We start from the raw sequence: 19,981 nt of genomic DNA, 5'->3' as shown, positions 1-19,981 counted from the left end.
GTCAGGCGTCGGGAGACCTCTGGTCCGGGTCGGGCCAGGGCCGGACCAGCTCCGCGCGGCCGTCGAGCAGGTGCAGCTCGGCGTCGCAGGCGGCCGCCGCCTCCGGGTCGTGGGTGGCGAAGACGACGGTGGCACCCCGGTCGGCCTCGGCCCGCAGCAGTTCGAGGACCAGCTGGCGGTTGGCCGCGTCCAGTTCGCTGGTCACCTCGTCGGCGAGCAGCACGTCGCCGCGCAGCGCCAACGCCCGGGCCAGGGCGGTGCGCTGCTGCTGCCCACCGGAGAGCTCCTCAACCAGCTGCTCGGCCTGGCCGGCCAGGCCGAGCCGGTCCAGCGCCGTGTGGGCGGCCCGGCGGGCGTCGACCGGGCTCAGCCCGACCGCCATCAACGCGACCTGCAGGTTCTCGCTGGCGGTCAGGACGGCGGCCAGCCCGTTGTCCTGCGGGACGAGCACCACCTTGCGGGCGACGGCGTGGTCCCGGTCGCGCAGCGGCTCCCCGCCGACCGACACGGTCCCGGCGGTCGGGCGCAGTGCCCCGGCCAGCGCGGCCAGCAGCGTGGTCTTGCCGGCACCGGACGGGCCGGTCACGGCCAGCAGCCGACCCGGCCGCACGGTCAGGGAGACGTCGCGCAGCACCGGCTCGGCACCGCCGTGGCCGAGGGTCACCGCGTCGAGTTGGACGCTCGCGTGATCGACAGTGGTCTGCACCCGGTGACCCTAACGCTTCCGGTCGTCGTCAGCTGCCCCGTGTCAGGTCGTCGAGGAGGCGGTCGGCGGCGGCGTACGGGTCCAGTCGACCGGCCAGCACGTCGGCGGCGATGCCGGTCAGCAGCGTACCGTCGCGCAGCGCGCCGATGCGTTCCCGCAGCCGGCCCAGCGCGATCGCCTCGACCTCGGCGGCGGCCCGCCGGGCCCGACGGGCGGTGAGCTCGCCGCGCCCGGTCAGCCAGTCCCGGTGCCGGCGGATCGCCTCGGCCAGCTCGTCGACGCCCTCGCCGCGGGCGGCGGCGGCACGCACCACCGGCGGCCGCCAGCCGCCCGGGCCGGTCGCGGTGAGCGCCAGCATCCCCTTGAGATCCCGTACGGTGGCGTCCGCGCCGTCGCGGTCGGCCTTGTTGACCACGAAGACGTCGGCGATCTCCAGGATGCCGGCCTTGACGGCCTGGACGGCGTCACCCATGCCGGGGGCGAGCAGGACCACCGTGGTGTCGGCCAGCCCGGCGACCTCGACCTCCGCCTGACCGACGCCGACGGTTTCGATCAGTACGACGTCGCAGCCGACGCCGTCGAGGACCCGCACCGCCGCCGGGGTGGCCGACGCCAGCCCGCCGAGGTGGCCACGGCTGGACATCGACCGGATGTAGACCCCCGGGTCGGTGGCGTGTTCCTGCATCCGGACCCGGTCGCCGAGGATCGCCCCGCCGCTGAACGGGCTGGACGGGTCGACGGCGAGGACGCCGACCCGTTGGCCGCTGCTGCGCAACCGCCGGACCAGTTCACTGGTGGTGGTGGACTTGCCCACCCCCGGTGCCCCGGTCAGGCCGACCACCACGGCGTTGCCGGTGAACGGCGCGAGCGCGGCGGCGACCTGCGGTAGTTGCGGCGCGCCCGTTTCGACCAGGGTGATCAGCCGGGCGACCGACCGGGGGTCGCCGTCGCGGGCCCGCCGGACGAGCCCGGGTACGTCGGGGGAGCCGGCCCTGGTCGTCCGGTCGATGCTGGTCACGTGCCGGCGGGCACCCGCAGGATCAGGGCATCGCCCTGGCCGCCGCCGCCGCAGAGCGCCGCCGCGCCGGTGCCGCCGCCCCGGCGGCGCAGCTCCAGCGCGAGGGTCAACGCGAGCCGGGCGCCGGACATGCCGATCGGGTGGCCGAGGGCGATCGCGCCGCCGTTGACGTTGACGATGTCGGCGTCGACGCCGAGGTCGCGCATCGACTGGATGCCGACCGCGGCGAACGCCTCGTTGATCTCGATCAGGTCGAGGTCGGCGACGGTCAGCCCGGCCTTGTCGAGGGCCTGGCGGATGGCGTTGGAGGGTTGGGAGTGCAGCGAGTTGTCCGGGCCGGCGACGTTGCCGTGCGCCCCGATCTCGGCGATCCAGTCGAGCCCGAGCGCCTCGGCGCGGGCCCGGCTCATCACCACCACGGCGCAGGCACCGTCGGAGATCGGCGACGAGCTGCCGGCGGTGATGGTGCCGTCCGGGGTGAACGCCGGGCGCAGCCGCCCCAGCGTCTCGACCGTGGTGTCCGGGCGGATGCCCTCGTCGTCGAGCAGCCGCACCGGGTCACCCTTGCGTTGCGGCACCTCGACCGGGGTGATCTCCTCGGCGAAGACGCCGTTCTTCTGGGCGAGCGCGGCGCGCTGGTGGCTGGCGGCGGCGAAGGCGTCCTGCTCGGCCCGGCTGATGCCGTGCCGGACACCGTGCCGTTCGGTCGACTCGCCCATCGCGCAGCAGTCGAAGGCGTCGGTGAGCCCGTCCAGGGCCATGTGGTCGGCGACGACGACGTCGCCGTACTTGTAGCCGGCCCGCTGGCCGCGCAGCAGGTGCGGGGCGTTGGTCATCGACTCCATGCCGCCGGCGACCACGACGTCGAACTCGCCGGCGCGGATCAGCTGGTCGGCCAGGGCGATCGCGTCGAGGCCGGACAGGCACACCTTGTTGATGCTCAGCGCCGGTACGCTCATCGGGATGCCGGCGCCGATCGCCGCCTGGCGGGCGGGCATCTGCCCGGCGCCGGCCTGCAGCACCTGGCCCATGATCACGTACTGCACCTGGTCGGGGTCGACGCCGCCGCGGCCGAGCGCGGCGGAGATGGCGACCGCGCCGAGCGTGGTCGCCGGGAAGTCCTTGAGGTTGCCGAGCAACCGGCCCATCGGGGTCCGTGCGCCGCTGACGATCACCGAGGTCATGGGAACTTCGCCTCCGCGCGGTGTGGGGAAAGCCGGAGTGCCGGCGACAACTTAACGATAGTTCGGTCAGACTAGCGCCATGACCGAAGATGCTCCCGCCGAGACCGCTGCCGACTACGTCACAGACATCGGCCTGCTGCGGATCGACCACGTCGGCATCGCCGTGGCCGATCTGGACACCGCGATCGATTTCTACACCCGTACGTTCGGCATGCGTTGCGTGCACACCGAGGTCAACCACGCTCAGGGGGTACGCGAGGCGATGCTCGCCGTGGGTCCGGCGCCCGACGGCGGCCAGGTGCAGTTGCTCGCCCCACTGTCGGCCGACTCGACGATCGCCCGGTTCCTGGACCGCTGGGGCCCCGGGGTGCAGCAGGTCGCCTACACCGTGGTGGACATCGACGCGGCGTGCGCGGCGCTGCGTGAGCGCGGGCTGCGGCTGCTCTACGACGCGCCCCGGCCGGGGACCGCCGGATCCCGGATCAACTTCGTGCACCCCAAGGACGCCGGCGGGGTGCTGGTGGAGTTGGTGCAGCCGGCCGGGCCACCGATTCCGTAGTCGTGGTCGGGCGACGGACCGCCGGCCCGGGCTGTCGAATCACGTCCGGGGTGAATACCGAAAGAAAACCACCGGCGCGGCCGCGTCAATTTTGGCCGGCGGCGACGCCGCCGCCGGCACCCCTCGGGTACCTGACCCGTCCGCCCCCGTCGGCAGCCGGCGGCAGCCGCCGTGAGCTGCGTAAACACTCGTCGATGGCGACGACATCCCGCATCCCTCGACACCAACTAACTCCGCTGCGTACGCAACCGCCTACAATTTGTGCACCGATCGCCGGACGGCCAGGGAAAGATGACCATGTCGGCTATCGTGGTGACGAGCAGTCCGCTCTTGCGAAGCCCCCTGGTGTGTCTGCCACTATGTCTCAATGCCCCAGCAGCAGTCCTCCCTTGCGTTCTTCGATAACGCCAGCGCTCCGCACGACTTCACCGTCGTGCTTCGTGGCTATGACCGCAGCCAGGTGGATGACCACCTGCAACGGCTGGTAGCCGCCCTCACCCAGTCGGAGCAGGCTCGAGCTGAGGCCGAGCAGCGGATGAACGACGCGCAGCGCCGGCTCCGCCAGGCCGAGCAGCGCCTCAACTCCCTCGAGCAGAAGCTCACCGACACCAACAAGCAGCTCGAGGAGAACAACCGACCTACCCTCTCCGGACTGGGCACCCGGGTCGAGCAGATCCTGCGGCTCGCCGAGGAGCAGGCCAACGACCACCGTGGTGAGGCGAAGCGGGAGTCGGAGGGCATCCTGTCCGGCGCGCGGCTGGAGGCGCGGGAGATCACCGACAAGGCGCGGGCGGAGGCGGCGGCCATGAAGGCCGGCGCCGAGCGCGAGGCGGGCAGCGTACGGACCGCGGCCGAGCGGGAGGCGGCCGAGGTCAGGGTGCAGGCCCGCCGGGAGGCGGACACGCTACGGGCCGACGCGGAGCGGGAGACCAAGCAGCTGCGGGCGGTCACCGCCCACGAGGTGGCCGAGCTGAAGTCGACCGTGGAGCGCGAGGTCGCCACGCTGCGGGCCACCGCCGAGCGCGAGATCACCCAGCTGCGGGCGAAGGCCGCACGGGAGGCCGAGGAGAAGCGCGCCGAGGCCACCAAGCTGCTGACCGACGCCCGGGACAAGCGGGACAAGGACCTGCAGGCCCTGGAGCTGCAGCTGGCCGAGCGGCGGGAGAAGGCCGAGCGGGAGGAGTCCGAGCGGCACGCCGCCCAGGTGGCCCAGACCCAGCGGCTGGTCGCCGAGGCCGAGGGCCGGGCCCGGGCCGCCGAGGACCGGGCGAAGGAGATCGAGCAGCGGGCCGAGGCACGCCGCATCGAGTCCGAGCGGTCCGCCCAGGAGACCGTGGACAAGGCCAAGGCGTTGGCGGACAAGACCCTCAGCGAGGCACGGGCCGAGGCGAACCGCCAGCTGACCGAGGCCCGTACCGAGGCCGAGCTGACCACTCAGGCGGCCCGCCGCGAGGTGGAGGACCTGACCCGGCAGAAGGACGCGGTCACCTCGCAGCTCGGGCAGATGCTCTCCGGCCTGGCCGGCATAGTTCCGGGCGTGCCGGGCGGTGGCGACGCCAAGAAGGGCGACGCCGGCGAGAGCGCCGACCGGGTCGACGCCAAGTCGGCAGGCTGAGCAGACCGCAGCCGCACGAGGCACACCGCACCACGCGACACGACGGTCGGACGGGCCGCGCCGGGACACCGGCGCGGCCCGTCCGACGTCTGCGGCCCGTCCGCTGTTCGCCCGACGTTCCGGCGTACCCGCCGGACGAACCGTTCACACCTGACAATTCCTCCGAAGTGACGCGCGTCCTTCCAGGAGCGTGGGTATCGCCGCGCAACGGGGCGCTGCGTGTGAGGATGGAGCCATGGCGCAAGGCGAAGAAATCTTCACGCTCGACGGCGACACCCGGTCCGGGCCGGACTTCGAGCTGGCCCTGCGTGGGTACGACAGAAGCCAGGTCAACAGGTACATCGCCCGGACCGAGAACGAACTTGCCACCCTGGGTGCCGAGCGCGAACAGGCGTACGTGCAGCTGAACACCATGGCCGCGCAGATCGAGCAGCTCCAGGCCGAGCTGACCGAGTCACGCCGCGAGGCGAGCTTCATCGGCCAGGTGTCGTTCCGCCACCTCGGTCCCCGGGTCGAACACATCCTCACCCTCGCCGAGGAGCAGGCCGACGAGATCCGGTTCCACGCAGCCGAGGAGATCAGCGCCCGGCGGGCCGAAGCCGAGCAGGTGCTGGCCGACGCCCGGCAGCAGGCCGACACCGCCATCCGCGACTTCGAGCTGGCCCTCGCCGCCCGGCGGACCGAGGAGGAGAAGGCCAACGCCGCCCGCCGCGCCGAGGCCGAGGCGACCGTGGCCGCCGCCCGCGAGGAGGCCGAGAACCTGCGGGTCGCGGCCGAGGCCGGCCTGACCGCCGCCCGCGAGGAGGCCGACCGTGTCGTCGCCACCGCCGGGCAACAGGCCGCCGACACCGTCCACGCGGCGCAACGGGAGGCCGACGAGACGATCAAGGCCGCACAACGGCAGGCCCGGGACACCGTCACCGCCGCGCAGGAGCAGGCCGACACGACGGTCACCACCGCCCAGGAGAGCGCCGACCGGACGATGGCCGACGCCACCGCCGAGGCGGAACGCCTGGTCACCCAGGCGCGGATGGAAGCCAGCCGAATGGTCACCGCCGCCCAGGAAGAGGCCACCAACCTGCGGGACGCCGCCGAGGCAGCGGTCGCGGCGGCCCGGCAGGAGGCCGAACGCATCCGTACGGAGGCCGAGGCGGCCGCCGACGCGGCCCGGCGCGAGGCCGCCGAGGCGGTCGAATCGGCGACCGAGTACGTCACCCGTACCCATGCCGAGACCGATGCGTTGGTCGCGCAGACCCGCTCCGAGCTCGACCAGGAGGTGACGGCCCGCCGCGACACCGTCGAAGCGGAACTGGCCGCGCTGCGTGCCGAGGTGCAGCAGGAGGTCGACCAGCGGCGCGCCACGATGGAGCAGGAGATCGGTGAGCTGCGCGGCACCGCCGAGCAGGAGGTGGAGCAGTGGCGCACCGCCGCGCAGGAGATCATCGCCAACCAGCGCGGTGAGGCCGAGGAGTACGCCACGCATCTGCGCTCGCGCGCCGAGGAGCAGGCGGTGACCATCCGTCAGCAGGCCGAGGAGTACGCGTTGAGCACCCGGGGCAGCGCCGACGAGCACGCGGCCAGCGTCCGGCGACTCTCCGAGGAGCACGCGGCGATCGCCCAACGGCAGCTGGCCAGCAGCCAGCAGCAGGTGGCGTCGGCGCAGCGTGAGGTGGTCGCCGCTGGCCAGCAGTTGACCGAGGTGCTGCAGGAGGTCGCCGAGGCCCAGCAGGCGTTGGCCGACCTGCGGCACCAGATGGTGGTGACCCGGCAGGAGTCCGACGAGGCCCGCCGGACGCTCACCGCGGTCCAGGCCGAGCTGGCCGCCGAACAGCAACGGCTCGCCGGGATGCGTCAGGACGAGGAGGAGACCGTGCCGAAGGAGCCTGTGCAGGAGGAGACCGTGCTGGAGGACGCGCTGCCGGTCGACGCGGTGCCGGCCGAGGCCGTGTCGGTCGAGCAGACCGCCGAGAAGGTCGCGGCAGGTGCCAGCGAACCGGAACGCCGTACCCACGCCTGACCCGGCCGGCCACCGGACTTCCTGTGGTCCGGACTGCCTATGATCCTGCGGTGCCGCCCGTCGACGACCCGGAGCCGACCGCGACGCAGTGGGTCACGCTGGTGGCGACCGACCGGGTCGCCGCACTGCGCGACTTCGTCGCGGGCTGGTACGCCGACGTGCCGGCTCACCCGACCGCCACCGGTGACGCCGATCGGGGCGACGTCGCCGTACCGCCGCCGTTGCGCCAGTTCTACCGGGCCGCCGCCGGGCGGGCGGTCGTGTACGGGGTGCAGAACGCCATCCGGCCGGTCGACCGGCTGGTCCCGGACGCCGACGGCTGGGTGGGCTTCGCCGACGAGAACCAGGGCGCGTTCACCCTGCGATACCGGCCAGGGCCGGTCGACCCACCGGTGCGGTGCGACGACGGACGTACGGCAGTCGACGAGGCCGAGCCGCTGAGCGGCGTACTGCTGCAGTTCGTGCTCTCGGAGGCGGCGGTCGGCGCACCGGTCGGCGGGTTCGGCTGGCTCGGACCGACCGCGCTTCACCGGTTGACCTCGGCGCTGCGTACGGTGCCACTCGCCCCGGCCGGTTGGCGCGGCGGCCCGGTCAGCCTCCACGCCGGGCCCGGTCTGGTGGTCGCCGTGGCGGCCGCCGACTCCGACGGCGACCACCACGTGTTCGTCGGTGCCCGCCACCGGCCGGCGTTGGACCGGCTTCGCCCGCTCGACCTGCCGTGGGAGGAGTTCGACGCCCTCGGCACCCACGGAGCTTGACGACGCCGTCCGGGTGCGGCGGGCCGAGGTCACTCCTCGGTGAGCAGCCCGTCGTGCTCGACGTAGCGCTGCCCGGTCCGAGGGCAGACGAACCGGCCGGCACCGTCGGCGACCAGCGGTACGCCGGCCCGCCCGACCCAGCCGACCCGCCGCGCCGGCACCCCCACGACCAGCGCGAAGTCCGGTACGTCGCGGGTGACCACGGCACCGGCGGCGACGGTCGCCCAGCGGCCGATGCGCACCGGGGCGACGCAGACCGCCCGGGCACCGATCGCCGCACCGGTGCCGACGGTGACGCCGACCGCGGTCCAGTCGTCGCCGGTTTTCAGCCGTCCGTCCGGGGTGACGGCGCGGGGGTACTCGTCGTTGGTGAGCACCGCCGCCGGGCCGACGAACACCCCGTCGTCAAGCTGCGCCGGCTCGTACACCAGGGCGTAGTTCTGCAGTTTCACGTTGTCGCCCAGGCGGGCCCCCGGCCCGACGTACGCCCCTCGGCCGATGATGCAGTCACGGCCGACCGTGGCGTCCTCGCGGACCTGGGCCAGGTGCCAGACGCGGGTGCCGGCGCCGATGCGTGCCGCGTCGGCCACGTCGGCGGAACCGGCGACAGTGACGCCCGGGTGTGGCCCGGAGCCGGCGTCGGCGGCGGTGCCCCGGTCTGGTGTGGTGGCGGCCATCAGCAGTGATCCTCCCTGGTCACCGGGCAGTGTGTCAGAGCTGCCGGAGGTGCGGCGCACACGGTAGGCGCTCGCCGCCGGCACCGATGTCGGGAAGCTGACCCGGCACCCCGGCACGGCCCGAGGATCCGAGCACGAGGCGGCCGACTCTCCGGGCCGGCACTGGCCGACAGGCGGGCCCGGGTCACCGAAGGTACCTCGTGGCCTCGCGGTTGTGCCGGGTTTACGTCACAGCGCTAGCGTCGGGACGGCAACGCTCGGTAGCTTCGCCGACGGACCCTCTCCGCCGGGCCGGCCGGTGGGCTGCGCACACGCCCTTCGGTGGCCCGGGTCTCCCGGCCGTGTCCGGGTCACACGCCCCCCGACGAAATGGACATCCGTGACTCATCCGCCTGCCACGCCGGACGAGCCCATCGGCGTAGCCGTCATCGGCGCCGGCTACTGGGGCCCCAACCTGGTCCGCAACTTCATGTCCAGCCCGGCGTTCCGGCTGCGCTGGCTCTGTGACCTCGATCTCGGCCGGGCCCGTACGGTGCTCGGCGACTACTCCACGATCGGCGCGACCGACGACCTGGCGCAGGTGCTCGCCGACGACACGGTGCAGGCCGTGGCGATCGCCACCCCCGCCGGCACCCACCTCGACGTCGCGTCCGCCGCGCTGCGGGCCGGCAAGCACGTGCTGGTCGAGAAGCCGCTCGCCGCCAACCACGCCGACGGCGCCACCCTGGTCGCCGAGGCCGAGCGGCGTGGTCTGACGCTGATGTGCGACCACACCTACTGCTACACCCCGGCGGTGCTGCGGATCCGCGAGATGCTGCACGCCGGTGAGCTGGGTGAGCTGCACTACCTCGACTCGGTACGGATCAACCTGGGCCTGGTGCAGCGCGACATCGACGTGATCTGGGACCTCGCCCCGCACGACCTGTCGATCCTCGACTTCATCCTGCCGCCGGGGGTACGCCCGGTGGCGGTCGCGGCGCACGGCGCCGACGGCATCGGCGCCGGCCGGGCCTGCGTGGCGTACCTCACGCTGCGGCTGAGCACCGACGCCATCGCCCACGTGCACGTCAACTGGCTCTCCCCGGTCAAGATCCGAACGACGATCGTCGGCGGGTCCAAGCGCACCCTGGTCTGGGACGACCTGAACCCGGGCCAGCGGCTGGCCCTGTTCGACCGGGGCGTCGACGTCGCCACCTCCGACGAGCTCGGCTCCGAGGCACGCCGCGACATGCTGGTGTCGTACCGCTCCGGCGACATGGTCGCCCCGGCGCTGACCGAACGGGAGGCGCTGCGCACGATGGTCGAGGAGTACGCCCGCGCCATCCGTACCGGCACCCCCGCCCTCACCGACGGCCGCTCCGGCCTGCGGGTGCTGGCCATCCTGGAAGCCGCCACCCGCAGCCTCGCCGCCGGCGGCACGATGATCCCGCTGGACGAGGAGTCCGCCGCATGACCGTCGCATCCTCCCCCGCCGCAGGCACCGCCCCGGCCGTGGACCTGGCCAACGCCACCGTCCTGGTGACCGGTGGTGCCGGCTTCATCGGCTCGCACCTGGCCGAGCATCTCGTCTCGCTCGGGGCGCAGGTCGTGGTGCTGGACAACTTCCGCAACGGCACCCGGGAGAACCTGGCGTTCCCCGGCGCGGAGTCGATGCGGGTGATCGAGGGCGACATCTGCGACCCGCGGACCTGCGTCGACGCGATGACCGGCGTCGACGTGGTGTTCCACCTGGCCTGTCTCGGGGTACGCCACTCGCTGCACAGCCCGGTGGAGAACCACCAGGTCAACGCCCTCGGCACGCTCAACGTGCTGGAGGCGGCGCGGGCCGCCCAGGTGTCCCGGCTGCTGTACGTGTCGACCTCGGAGATCTACGGCCGGGCGCTGGAGTTCCCGATCACCGAGGAGACCACCCCGTGGCCGTTGACCGTCTACGGCAGCAGCAAGCTCGCCGGTGAGCACTACGCCCGCTCGTACCTGGAGTGTTGGGGCCTGCCGGTGGTCTGCGTCCGGCCGTTCAACAACTACGGGCCGCGTTCGCACTTCGAGGGCGACTCCGGTGAGGTGATCCCCCGGTTCATCCTGCGGGCGCTGGCCGGGCAGCCACCGGTGGTCTTCGGCGACGGCGGCGTCACCCGGGACTTCCTCTATGTGAAGGACTGCGTCGAGACGCTGGCCCGGGTCGCCGAGTCGACCGAGCTGGTCGGCGAGGTCGTCAACCTCGGGTACGGCGAGGAGCTGACCATCGGGCTGCTGGCCCGCACGGTGCTGGAGGCGGTCGGCCGTACCGACCTGCAACCGGTCTTCGAGGCACCGCGCCCGGCCGACGTGCCCCGGCTGTGGGTGGACACCTCGAAGCTGCGCAAGACCATCGACTTCGCGCCCCGGGTGTCGCTGGCCGAGGGGATCGGCCACACCCTCGAGTACTTCCAGCGGCTGCTGCGTGAGCAGCCCGGCGCGCTGGAGCGGATGCAGACGAAGAACTGGAGCCAGCCGGTATGAGCGAAACCAGTCCGCGCCGCATCCAGGTCATGCTGCCGATGCTCGGCGAGGAGGAGGAGCAGGCCGCCGCCGCGGCGATCCGCTCCGGCTGGGTGGCCCAGGGCCCCCGGGTGGCGCAGTTCGAACGCGAGTTCGCCGCCGCCGTCGGTGCCGACCACGGGGTCGCGGTCAGCTCCTGCACCACCGCGCTGCACCTGGCGCTGGTGCTGCACGGCGTCGGCCCCGGCGACGAGGTCGTCGTGCCGTCGCTGTCGTTCATCGCGACCGCCAACGCGGTCCGCCACGCCGGTGCCGAGCCGGTCTTCGCCGACGTCGACCTGGCCACCGGGAACCTGACCGTGGAGACGGTCGAGGCGGTCCGCACGCCGCGTACCCGGGCGGTGATCGCGGTCCACCAGGGCGGCGTGCCGTTCGACACGGTCGCGCTGCGCACGGCGGCCGCCGGCTGGGGCGTACCGCTGATCGAGGACGCCGCCTGCGCGGCCGGTTCCCGCGCGTACGGGCAGCCGGTGGGTGCCGGCGCGGCGATCTCGGCCTGGTCGTTCCATCCGCGCAAGGTGATCACCACCGGGGAGGGCGGCATGCTGACGCTGGACGACGCCGACGGCGCCGTCCGGCTGCGCCGGCTGCGCGAACACGGCATGAACGTCTCCGCCGCCGACCGGCACGCCAGCGCCCAACCGGTGCTGGAGGCGTACCTGGAGCCGGCGTTCAACTACCGGATGACCGACATCCAGGCCGCCGTCGGCCTGGTCCAGGTGGGCCGGCTGCCCGGTCTGATCGCCGGCCGCCGGGCGCTGGCCGCCCGCTACCACGCGCTGCTGGCCGACATCGACGGGCTGGTGCCGGTGGTCGACCCGGCGTACGGCGAGACCAGCTACCAGTCGTTCTGGGTGCGCATCGACCCGGCGTACGGGGTGACCCGCGACGACGTACTGGCCGGGTTGGCCGACGCCGGGGTCTCCGCGCGGCGCGGCATCATGGCCGCCCACCTGGAGCCGGCGTACGCCCACGTCACCCCGGCCCCGCTGCCGGTGACCGAGCGGCTGACCCGCGACTCGCTGATCCTGCCGCTGCACCACGCGCTCACCGAGGCCGACCAGGACCACATCGTCGCGGTGCTGCGCAAACTGGCCGGCCGATGAGGGACCTGCTGATCGTCGGTGCCGGCGGTTTCGCCCGGGAGACCGCCGCCGCCGTCGCGGCGGTCAACGCGGTGACGCCGACCTGGCGGCTGCGCGGCTTCCTCGACGACGACCCGGCGCTGCACGGCACCCGGCGGGTCGACGTCCCGGTGATCGGCGGCACCGACCTGGTCGCCGAGCTGACCGACGCGGCCGTGGTGGTCTGCGTCGGCAACCCCCGCGACTACCGGTCCCGGCAGCGGCTGGTCGACCGGTTCGGCCTGGCGCAGCAGCGGTACGCCACCATCGTGCACCCTGCGGCCCGGGTCGGCGTCGGCTGCACCGTCGGGCCGGGCAGCGTGCTGCTGGCCGGGGTGGACCTGACCGCCGACGTCGCCGTCGGCGCGCACGTCGCGGTGATGCCGCAGGTGGTGCTGACCCACGACAACCTGATCGGGTCGTACGCCACGATCGCCTCCGGGGTGCGCCTCGGCGGCGGGGTCCGCCTCGGCGACGGCGTCTACGTCGGGGCCGGCGCGCTGCTGCGCGACGGTGTCACCGTCGGTGCCTGGTCACAGCTGGGCATGGGCGCGGTGGTGCTGCGCGACGTGCCTACCGGTGAGGTCTGGGTCGGCGCGCCGGCCCGGTTCCTGCGCCTGGCCCACGGCCCGGCCGACCGAACGAACGAGTCCCAGTTGAGGAGTCCCGCGTGAGCAGCATCCCCCTCGTCGACCTGGCCGCCGCCCACGCCGAAGTGGCCGAGGAGGTCGACGCCGGTTTCAAACGGGTCATCGCCGGCACCGCGTTCATCGGCGGTGCCGAGGTCGCCGCCTTCGAGGCCGAGTACGCCGCGTTCAGCGGCGTACCGCACTGTGTCGGCGTGGCCAACGGCACCGACGCGCTGGAGCTGGCCCTGCGGGCGGTCGGGGTCGGGCCGGGCAGCGAGGTGATCCTGCCGGCCAACACGTTCATCGCCACCGCCGAGGCCGTCGCCCGGGCCGGTGCCCGGGTGGTGCTGGTCGACTGCGACCCGGCGACGTACCTGATCGACGTGGACGCCGCGCTGGCCGCGGTCACCCCGGCGACCCGGGCGATCGCCCCGGTGCACCTGTACGGCCAGCTCGCCGACGTGCCCCGGCTGCGGGCCGGGCTCGCCGGCGGGTCCGCCGCCGGGCAGGAGATCGCGATCGTCGAGGACGCCGCGCAGTGCCAGGGCGCCACCCGCCACGGCGTCGGCGCCGGTGCCGACGGGATCGCCGCCACCAGCTTCTACCCGGGCAAGAACCTCGGCGCGTACGGCGACGCCGGGGCGGTGGTCACCGCCGACGCCGGGCTCGCCGCCGACGTACGGCGGATGTCGGCGCACGGCAGTGTCCGCAAGTACGTCCACGAGGTGGTCGGCTTCAACAGCCGCCTCGACGGGCTGCAGGCGGTGGTGCTGCGGGCCAAGCTGGCCCGGCTGGCCAGCGGCAACGACCGGCGTCGGGCGATCGCCGCCCGCTACGACACGCTGCTGGCCGACCTCGACGTGGTCCGCCCGGTGACGCTGGCCGGCAACGTGCACGTCTGGCACATCTACTGCGTCCGGGTGCCCGGTGGGGCGCAGCGTCGCGACGCGGTCCTGGCCGCGTTGAACGCGGCCGGGATCGGTGCCGCCATCCACTACCCGGTGCCGGTGCACCTGACGCCGGCCTTCGCCGACCTCGGCTACCCGGCCGGGTCGTTCCCGCACGCCGAGTCGACCGCCCCGCAGCTGCTGTCGCTGCCGATCTACCCGCAGCTGACCACGGCGCAGCAGGACCGCGTCGTCGAGGTGCTGGCCGCCGCGCTGGCAGCCTGAGCGGTACGGCCGTGTATGTCACCCTGCGCGACCGTCCCGGCGCGGACGAACACACCCCGGGTCGCCAGGTCCGTCGGCGGGTGTCCGGCACCGTACTGCTGCTCGGCACGGTCAGCCTGCTCACCGACGTCTCCTCGGAGATGGTCGCCTCGGTGCTGCCGCTGTACCTGACGGTGGTGGTCGGGCTCAGCCCGGTGGCGTACGGCTTCCTCGACGGCGTCTACCAGGGGGTCAGTGCCCTGGTCCGGATCGCCGGCGGGTACGCCGGGGACCGGGGTGGGCGGCCCAAGTGGGTGGCGGTGGCCGGGTACGTGGCGTCGGCGCTGAGCCGGATCGCGATGCTGCCGGCGCAGGGCTTCGCCGCGATCACCGCGGTGATCACCATGGACCGGCTCGGCAAGGGGCTGCGGACCGCGCCCCGGGACGCGCTGATCGCCGCGTCGTCGGACCCGGCGGCGCTGGGCCGGGCGTTCGGCGTCCACCGGGCGTTGGACACCTTCGGCGCCGCGCTCGGCCCGCTGGTCGCGTTCGCCCTGCTCGCCGCGGTGCCGGGCAGCTACGACTCGGTGTTCGGGGTGTCGTTCGCGTTCGCGCTGGTGGGTGTGGCGGTCCTGGTGCTGTTCGTGCCGAACCTGGCCACGGCCGCCGGGACGGCACGGCTCGGCGTACGGCGGATGGTGGCCGAGGTGACCGGGGCCCGGCTGCGTCGGCCGCTGCTCGCCGCCGGACTTCTCGGGTTGGTTACCGTCGGCGACGGGTTTCTCTACCTGACGTTGCAGGACCGCGACGAGTTCGCCGCGTTGTACTTCCCGCTGCTGTTCGTCGGCACCAACGTGGCGTACCTGCTGCTGGCGGTGCCGATGGGACGGCTGGCCGACCGGGTGGGCCGGGCGAAGGTGATGGTCGCCGGGCACGGCGCGCTGCTCGCCTGCTACCTGCTGGCCGCCGCGCCGGCCGGCGGTGTCGGGCTGACCGTCGCCGTCCTGCTGCTGCTCGGGGTCTTCTACGCGGCCACCGACGGGGTGCTGGCGGCGCTGGTCGCCAAGCTGATGCCGGCCCAGGCGCGGGGCAGCGGGATCGCCGCCGCGCAGACGGTGGTGGTGCTGACCCGGTTCGCCGCCTCGGTCGCCTTCGGGCTGCTCTGGTCGGCCGCCGGGCCGGGTACGGCGGTGCTGGTCTTCGCGGCGGCGTTGACCGTCGCCATCCCGGCCGCCGGTTGGCTGCTGCGCGGCGTGGACCGGGCGCCGGCGGCCGGCGACGCCGTACCGGTGGGTGGGTCCTGATGGGGATGGGGCTGCGGACCCGGCTGGCGATCCTCGTCGCCGTCGTGCTGCTGGCGGCGGCCGGCGCCGGCGGCTACGTCTGGCAGGTCCGGCAGGCACAGGCCCGGGTACAGGCGCAGGCCACCCCGGTGCCGGTGCGGACGGACCTGGCGGCGGTCCGGGACCAGCCGCATCTGGTGTTCCGCTCCACGGCGCTGGGTGACGGCTACGGCGAGGTCGCGGTGACCCCGTTGAGCGACCCGGACGGGCCGCGGGCGTTGACCGGCCGATCCTGCGAGCGGGTGTACGCGACCCGCACCCAGTCGATCTGCCTGTCCGCCGAACGCGGACTGCTCACCGTCTACCGGGCACAGTTGCTCGACGCCGAGTTCGCCCCGACGCAGGATCTGCCGTTCACCGGCATCCCGTCGCGGGCCCGACTGTCGCGGGCCGGCACCCTCGCCGCCACCACGTCGTTCGTCGCCGGTGACTCCTACGCCAACCCGGGCGAGTTCTCCACCCGTACGGTGATCAGCCGCACCGGCGGCGCGGTGGTCGGCGACATCGAGCAGTTCCCGCTCTACGTCGACGGCGAACTGGTCACCGCGATCGACAAGAACCTGTGGGGCGTCACCTTCGCCGACGACGACCGGTTCTACGCCACCGCCGCCTCGGGTGGCACGACCTGGCTGGTCGAGGGCAGTGCCAGCGGCCGCCGGGTGGACGCGCTGCGCGCCGACGCAGAATGCCCGTCGCTGTCGCCCGACGGCACCCGGGTGGCGTTCAAGAAGCGCGGCGACCTGCCGCCGGGCCAGTGGCAGCTGGCCGTGTACGACCTGGCGACCGGCGCGGAGACGGTGCTGGCCGAGACCCGCAGCGTCGACGACCAGGTCGAGTGGCTCGACGACGACCAGGTCGTCTACGGCCTGCCGCGCAGCGGTGGCGCTGGCGCGGCGACCAGTGACGTGTGGCGGGTTCCGGCCGACGGCTCGGGCTCGCCGCAGGTGCTGGTGCACGACGCCTGGTCCCCGGCGGTGGTCCGGTGACACGACGAAGGAGACCATCTTGACCGAGCTTGCCGTGGTCACTCCGAGCTTCGGCCCGGACTTCGACCTGTGTGCCGCGCTGCACCGTTCGGTGCTGGCCCACTCCCCCGACTCGGTACGCCACCACATCGTCGTGCCCCGGGCGGACCTGCCGCGCTTCGGTGCGCTGCGGGGCGACCGTACGGTGTTGCACGACGAGGCGGAGTTCCTGCCGTCGGCGGTCCGGTCGGTGCCGGGAACGAAGTACTCGGTGAACCTGCGTCGGCCGTTCCCACCGCTGCGCGGCTGGATCCTGCAGCAGATGATCAAACTGTCGGCCTCGGCCCGGATCCCGGCGGACGTCGTGGTGCTGGTCGACTCGGACATCGAATTCGTCCGGCCGTTCGACGCGACGACGTTCCGGCGTGACGACGTGGTGCGGTTCTACCGAAAACCCGGTGAGGTCGACCAACGGCTGCCGCGGCACGTCCGGTGGCACGAGGTGGCCCGTGAGCTGCTGGGGCTACCGGCACAACCACCGCCCTACCCGGACTACGTGTCGTCGCTGCTGGCCTGGGATCCGGCGGTCGTCCGCGGGTTGCTGCACCGGATCGAGTCGGCCACCGGCCGGCAGTGGGCCGATGCCGTCGGCGCTCAGCTGCACTTCTCCGAGTGGACGCTGTACGGCGTCTACGTCGACGAGGTGCTCGGCGGCCGGGCCGCGACCGGATTCGCCGCTACCGACACCCGCTGCCACGCGTACTGGGACGAGGTGCCGCTCGACGAGGCGTCGGTGGCCCGGTTCGTGGCCGGGATCGACCCGGCCGACGTGGCCGTGATGATCTCGGCGAAGTCGCGGACGCCGCTGGCGGTGCGCCGCGCCGCAATCGCCGCGCTGACCGGCTGAGCCGACCGGCCGCGCTGACCGGCTGACCCGACCGGCTGACCCGACCGGCTGGGGCCGACGGTCAGTACGCGCCGCAGCTGGAACCGCCGTCGACCCGGTAGATGTGTACGGCGTTGCCGTCGATGAACGAGTCGGTGAACCGGCCGTCGTCGGCGAGCAGGGTGCGGTCCTCGTCGAGGACGGTGATCCGGGCGTCACCCACGCACGGCAGTTGGAACGTCGCCTCGGCGACGCTGCCACCGGCCGAGCCCGCCAGCAGGTAGTAGTGGCCGTCGTACCACTTGGTGGCGAGGTCGACGCCGGCGGAGACGCTGGCCACCCCGTCGGCGTACGGCGCGTTGAGCACCGGCGCGAGTCCGGTGATCCGGGCGTTGACCGCCGCGACGGCCGACCGCACCGGGGCGTAGCAGGGCTCCCGCAGGGCGTGCTGACTCTGGCAGGGGCCGCTGAAGCTGTGGTTGAAGTAGACGATGCCACGGGCGCCGTGGATGATGCTGCTCCAGACCGCCGCGACGACCTCCTCGGGGGTGATCGTCGGGTAGTGCTCCTCGTTGAAGGGGCGCCCGACCTCGACGAAGCTCCAGACCGGTCGGCTGCCGGGCGGGGAGACCAGCGAACGGACCCGGTCGACGGTGCGGCCGTAGTTGGCGGCCCGGTGGCACAGCTCGGCCGGCAGCCGCTCGGCACCGTCGACGGTGGTCAGTTGGTCGGGGTCGAAGAACCGGCCGCCCTCGCTGTGACCGCAGATGCCTCGGTCGGTGAACCAGTAGGTGTCGACGGAGACGACGTCGGCGAACTCGTTGACGAAGCGGGCGGCGTCGGCGTCGCTCTGCCAGAACGCGATTCCCTTGCCGTAGTTGGCCATCCGGAGCCGGTCGTCGGCGGGCAGCCGGGCGAGGATGTCCCGCTGCACGGTGTAGCCGCACTCGCCGTCGGCGGGTTGGCAGATGTCGCCCTGCCCGGGGAAGTTGCCGGTCCACGGGTCGTCGCCCGGCCCGGCCCACATGTCGACCTCGTCGGAGATGAGCCAGCCACCGGTCTCGTCGCCGTGCTCACCGATCGGGCTGGTGACGGTGTGCATCCCGGCGGCGCGGACCAGGTCGAGGTTCGTGGTCGCGGTCAGTTCGACGTACGTGTTGAGGCCGATCTCGATGTCCTTGGCGGTGTCCGCCGGGTCGGTGACGCTCTCCAGCCAGACGCCGATCGGGAAGAACCCGGGGTCGCTGGGCAGCGACGGGGAGAACCGGGAGTAGAAGTCCGGGCCGCCGTCGACCGGGCGCAGCGTCGCTCCCGCGCCACCGGCGGTGGCGACGGTGCCCGGCGCGATCCCGGCGGCGACCGGACCCCGCGTCAAGGTGCCGATCAGCCAGGCGGTGCCGGCAACGACGAGCGCACCGACGATGGCCGCGGCGACGATCAGGGTCCCCCGGCGGCGCGGCCGGCGGGTTCCGGGGGCGACGACCATGAACAACCTCTCGAACGGTACGTAGTCGGACAACCACAGTGAGCGGAGCACTCGATGCCAACAACCGCCCACCGCCACGACCGTCCGCATTGTCCATTACGGTCCGTGTTCAGTTGACCAATGTCCGGGACAGTAGTCGAAGCCATGATTGCAGCCCAGGTACGATCACTGCCGTAATCGTTTCCCCGCTGTGCGGAGCCTCACGTGATCGACCGTCTCGCGGGCCAGACCAAAGGCTTCGTCCGGACCCGCCTCGCCGCCGCGGAGTTGAACCGCCGACAGGTGCCCGCCTTCCGGACCACCACCAGCAGCGCCGGTACGCCGACGGTCTACTACCTCGCCCCGGACAACCCCCGGCCCAGCGGCGGGGTACGGGTCATCTACCGGCACGTGGACCTGCTCACCGAGCTGGGCGTCCCGGCCTACGTCATGCACAAGGAACCCGGGTTCCGCTGCACCTGGTTCGCCAACCGCACGCCGGTGATCGCGGCAGCGGCCGCCACCCTCGGCCCGGCCGACATACTCGTGGTGCCCGAGTGGTACGGCCCCGGGCTGGCCGCGATGCCGCGCGGGCCGCGCGTGGTGGTCTTCAACCAGCGGGCCTACGACACCTTCGACCATGTTCCGTACGCCGATTCCGGCCCCGGGGCACCGTACGCCGGGCTGCCCGGCATGACCGCGCTGCTGGCCGTCTCGCAGGACAACGTCGATCTGCTCAGCTACGCCTTCCCCGACATCCCGGTACGGCTGACCCGCAACGTCGTCGACCCCGACGTGTTCGCCCCCGGCGACTGGCCCCGGCGGCGACGCATCGCCTACGTCGGGCACCGCCGGGCCGACGAACGCGACCAACTGCTGCACATCCTGCGGTCGCGCAACGTGCTGGACGGTTGGGAGCTCACGCTGATCGCCGGGCGGACCGAGGAGCAGACCGCGCAGATCATGCGCGACTGTGCCCTGTTCCTGAGCTTCAGCGACCGTGAAGGGTTCGGCATGCCGCCGGCCGAGGCCATGTCCTGCGGCGCGTACGTGGTCGGCTACCCGGGCCTGGCCGGTCGGGAGTTCTTCGACCCGGCCCACTGCGCGCCGGTACCCGACGGCGATCTGCTGGCCTTCGCCCGCGCCGTGGAGCAGGCCTGCGCCACCTGGGCAGACGAACCCGAGATGCTCGCCAAGCGGGCCGCGGCCGCCTCGTCGGCGATCCGGGACCGCTACACGGTCAGTGGGCTCCGCGACGATCTCACCGCCTTCTACCAGCCGCTGCTGGCCGCCGGCTGACCCACCCCCGGGCCGCCGGCTGACCACTCGCGCGCAGCCGCCGGCCC

18 protein-coding genes are annotated in these 19,981 nt (G+C 73.3%); 13 read left to right on the top strand and 5 right to left on the bottom strand.

The features are described from left to right. Position 1 precedes the first annotated feature (1 nt). Genes ACN28F_RS22950 through ACN28F_RS22940 form a run of 3 tightly spaced genes read right to left on the bottom strand, consistent with a single transcriptional unit; the run spans position 2 to position 2,908 of the window. A complete protein-coding gene (locus tag ACN28F_RS22950) occupies positions 2–706 on the bottom strand; it encodes an ATP-binding cassette domain-containing protein (RefSeq protein ID WP_289209962.1) in 705 nt (234 codons plus the stop codon). Between the two features lie 28 nt (positions 707–734). Further along, a complete protein-coding gene (meaB, locus tag ACN28F_RS22945; protein ID WP_289209961.1) occupies positions 735–1,724 on the bottom strand; it encodes a methylmalonyl Co-A mutase-associated GTPase MeaB in 990 nt (329 codons plus the stop codon). Further along, complete coding sequence (locus ACN28F_RS22940) at positions 1,721–2,908, bottom strand: acetyl-CoA C-acetyltransferase (protein WP_289209960.1); 1,188 nt, start codon at positions 2,906–2,908, stop codon at positions 1,721–1,723. The genes meaB and ACN28F_RS22940 overlap by 4 nt, the downstream gene beginning before the upstream one ends. A 79-nt stretch (positions 2,909–2,987) precedes the next feature. Between ACN28F_RS22940 and mce the strand changes: the two genes are divergently transcribed. The 4 genes from mce to ACN28F_RS22920 all read left to right on the top strand — a co-directional run bounded on the left by mce (position 2,988) and on the right by ACN28F_RS22920 (position 7,857). Continuing rightward, entirely contained in the window at positions 2,988–3,467 is a 480-nt protein-coding gene (mce, locus tag ACN28F_RS22935) for a methylmalonyl-CoA epimerase (RefSeq protein ID WP_289209959.1), read from the top strand. Between the two features lie 367 nt (positions 3,468–3,834). After that, on the top strand, positions 3,835–5,082 hold the full coding sequence (locus tag ACN28F_RS22930) for a DivIVA domain-containing protein (RefSeq protein ID WP_289209958.1): 1,248 nt from the start codon (positions 3,835–3,837) through the stop codon (positions 5,080–5,082). Positions 5,083–5,317: 235 nt separating this feature from the next. Then, on the top strand, positions 5,318–7,099 hold the full coding sequence (locus tag ACN28F_RS22925; RefSeq protein ID WP_289209957.1) for a hypothetical protein: 1,782 nt from the start codon (positions 5,318–5,320) through the stop codon (positions 7,097–7,099). A 50-nt stretch (positions 7,100–7,149) separates the two neighbouring features. Beyond that, complete coding sequence (locus ACN28F_RS22920) at positions 7,150–7,857, top strand: hypothetical protein (protein WP_421359648.1); 708 nt, start codon at positions 7,150–7,152, stop codon at positions 7,855–7,857. A 29-nt stretch (positions 7,858–7,886) separates the two neighbouring features. On the opposite strand, the gene ACN28F_RS22915 is transcribed toward ACN28F_RS22920, so the two are convergent. Next, positions 7,887–8,534 carry an acyltransferase gene (locus ACN28F_RS22915; protein ID WP_421359646.1) on the bottom strand — a complete coding sequence of 216 codons (648 nt, stop codon included), beginning with the start codon at positions 8,532–8,534 and terminating at the stop codon, positions 7,887–7,889. Positions 8,535–8,913: 379 nt separating this feature from the next. Between ACN28F_RS22915 and ACN28F_RS22910 the strand changes: the two genes are divergently transcribed. The 8 genes from ACN28F_RS22910 to ACN28F_RS22875 are packed head-to-tail and all read left to right on the top strand — an operon-like array spanning position 8,914 to position 17,191. After that, complete coding sequence (locus ACN28F_RS22910) at positions 8,914–9,987, top strand: Gfo/Idh/MocA family protein (RefSeq protein ID WP_421359644.1); 1,074 nt, start codon at positions 8,914–8,916, stop codon at positions 9,985–9,987. Further along, on the top strand, positions 9,984–11,033 hold the full coding sequence (locus ACN28F_RS22905; protein ID WP_421359643.1) for an SDR family NAD(P)-dependent oxidoreductase: 1,050 nt from the start codon (positions 9,984–9,986) through the stop codon (positions 11,031–11,033). Before ACN28F_RS22910 ends, ACN28F_RS22905 begins: the two co-directional genes overlap by 4 nt. Continuing rightward, positions 11,030–12,178, top strand: coding sequence for a DegT/DnrJ/EryC1/StrS family aminotransferase (locus ACN28F_RS22900; protein WP_289209952.1), 1,149 nt, complete (start codon positions 11,030–11,032; stop codon positions 12,176–12,178). The genes ACN28F_RS22905 and ACN28F_RS22900 overlap by 4 nt, the downstream gene beginning before the upstream one ends. Beyond that, entirely contained in the window at positions 12,175–12,870 is a 696-nt protein-coding gene (locus ACN28F_RS22895) for an acetyltransferase (protein WP_289209951.1), read from the top strand. Before ACN28F_RS22900 ends, ACN28F_RS22895 begins: the two co-directional genes overlap by 4 nt. Beyond that, entirely contained in the window at positions 12,867–13,997 is a 1,131-nt protein-coding gene (locus ACN28F_RS22890) for a DegT/DnrJ/EryC1/StrS family aminotransferase (RefSeq protein ID WP_289209950.1), read from the top strand. The genes ACN28F_RS22895 and ACN28F_RS22890 overlap by 4 nt, the downstream gene beginning before the upstream one ends. A gap of 11 nt (positions 13,998–14,008) precedes the next feature. Next, on the top strand, positions 14,009–15,280 hold the full coding sequence (locus ACN28F_RS22885; protein WP_289209949.1) for an MFS transporter: 1,272 nt from the start codon (positions 14,009–14,011) through the stop codon (positions 15,278–15,280). Next, positions 15,280–16,305, top strand: a complete 1,026-nt coding sequence (locus tag ACN28F_RS22880) for a TolB family protein (RefSeq protein WP_289209948.1) — start codon at positions 15,280–15,282, stop codon at positions 16,303–16,305. Before ACN28F_RS22885 ends, ACN28F_RS22880 begins: the two co-directional genes overlap by 1 nt. A 19-nt stretch (positions 16,306–16,324) precedes the next feature. Next, positions 16,325–17,191, top strand: coding sequence for a DUF6492 family protein (locus ACN28F_RS22875; protein ID WP_289209947.1), 867 nt, complete (start codon positions 16,325–16,327; stop codon positions 17,189–17,191). Positions 17,192–17,252: 61 nt separating this feature from the next. On the opposite strand, the gene ACN28F_RS22870 is transcribed toward ACN28F_RS22875, so the two are convergent. Next, entirely contained in the window at positions 17,253–18,689 is a 1,437-nt protein-coding gene (locus ACN28F_RS22870; RefSeq protein WP_289209946.1) for a hypothetical protein, read from the bottom strand. A 171-nt stretch (positions 18,690–18,860) separates the two neighbouring features. Between ACN28F_RS22870 and ACN28F_RS22865 the strand changes: the two genes are divergently transcribed. After that, on the top strand, positions 18,861–19,934 hold the full coding sequence (locus ACN28F_RS22865) for a glycosyltransferase (protein WP_289209945.1): 1,074 nt from the start codon (positions 18,861–18,863) through the stop codon (positions 19,932–19,934). Positions 19,935–19,981 lie beyond the last annotated feature (47 nt).

The organism is Solwaraspora sp. WMMA2101, assembly GCF_049179175.1.
Taxonomy (GTDB): domain Bacteria; phylum Actinomycetota; class Actinomycetes; order Mycobacteriales; family Micromonosporaceae; genus Micromonospora_E.
This window is presented reverse-complemented; position numbering and strand designations above follow the sequence as displayed.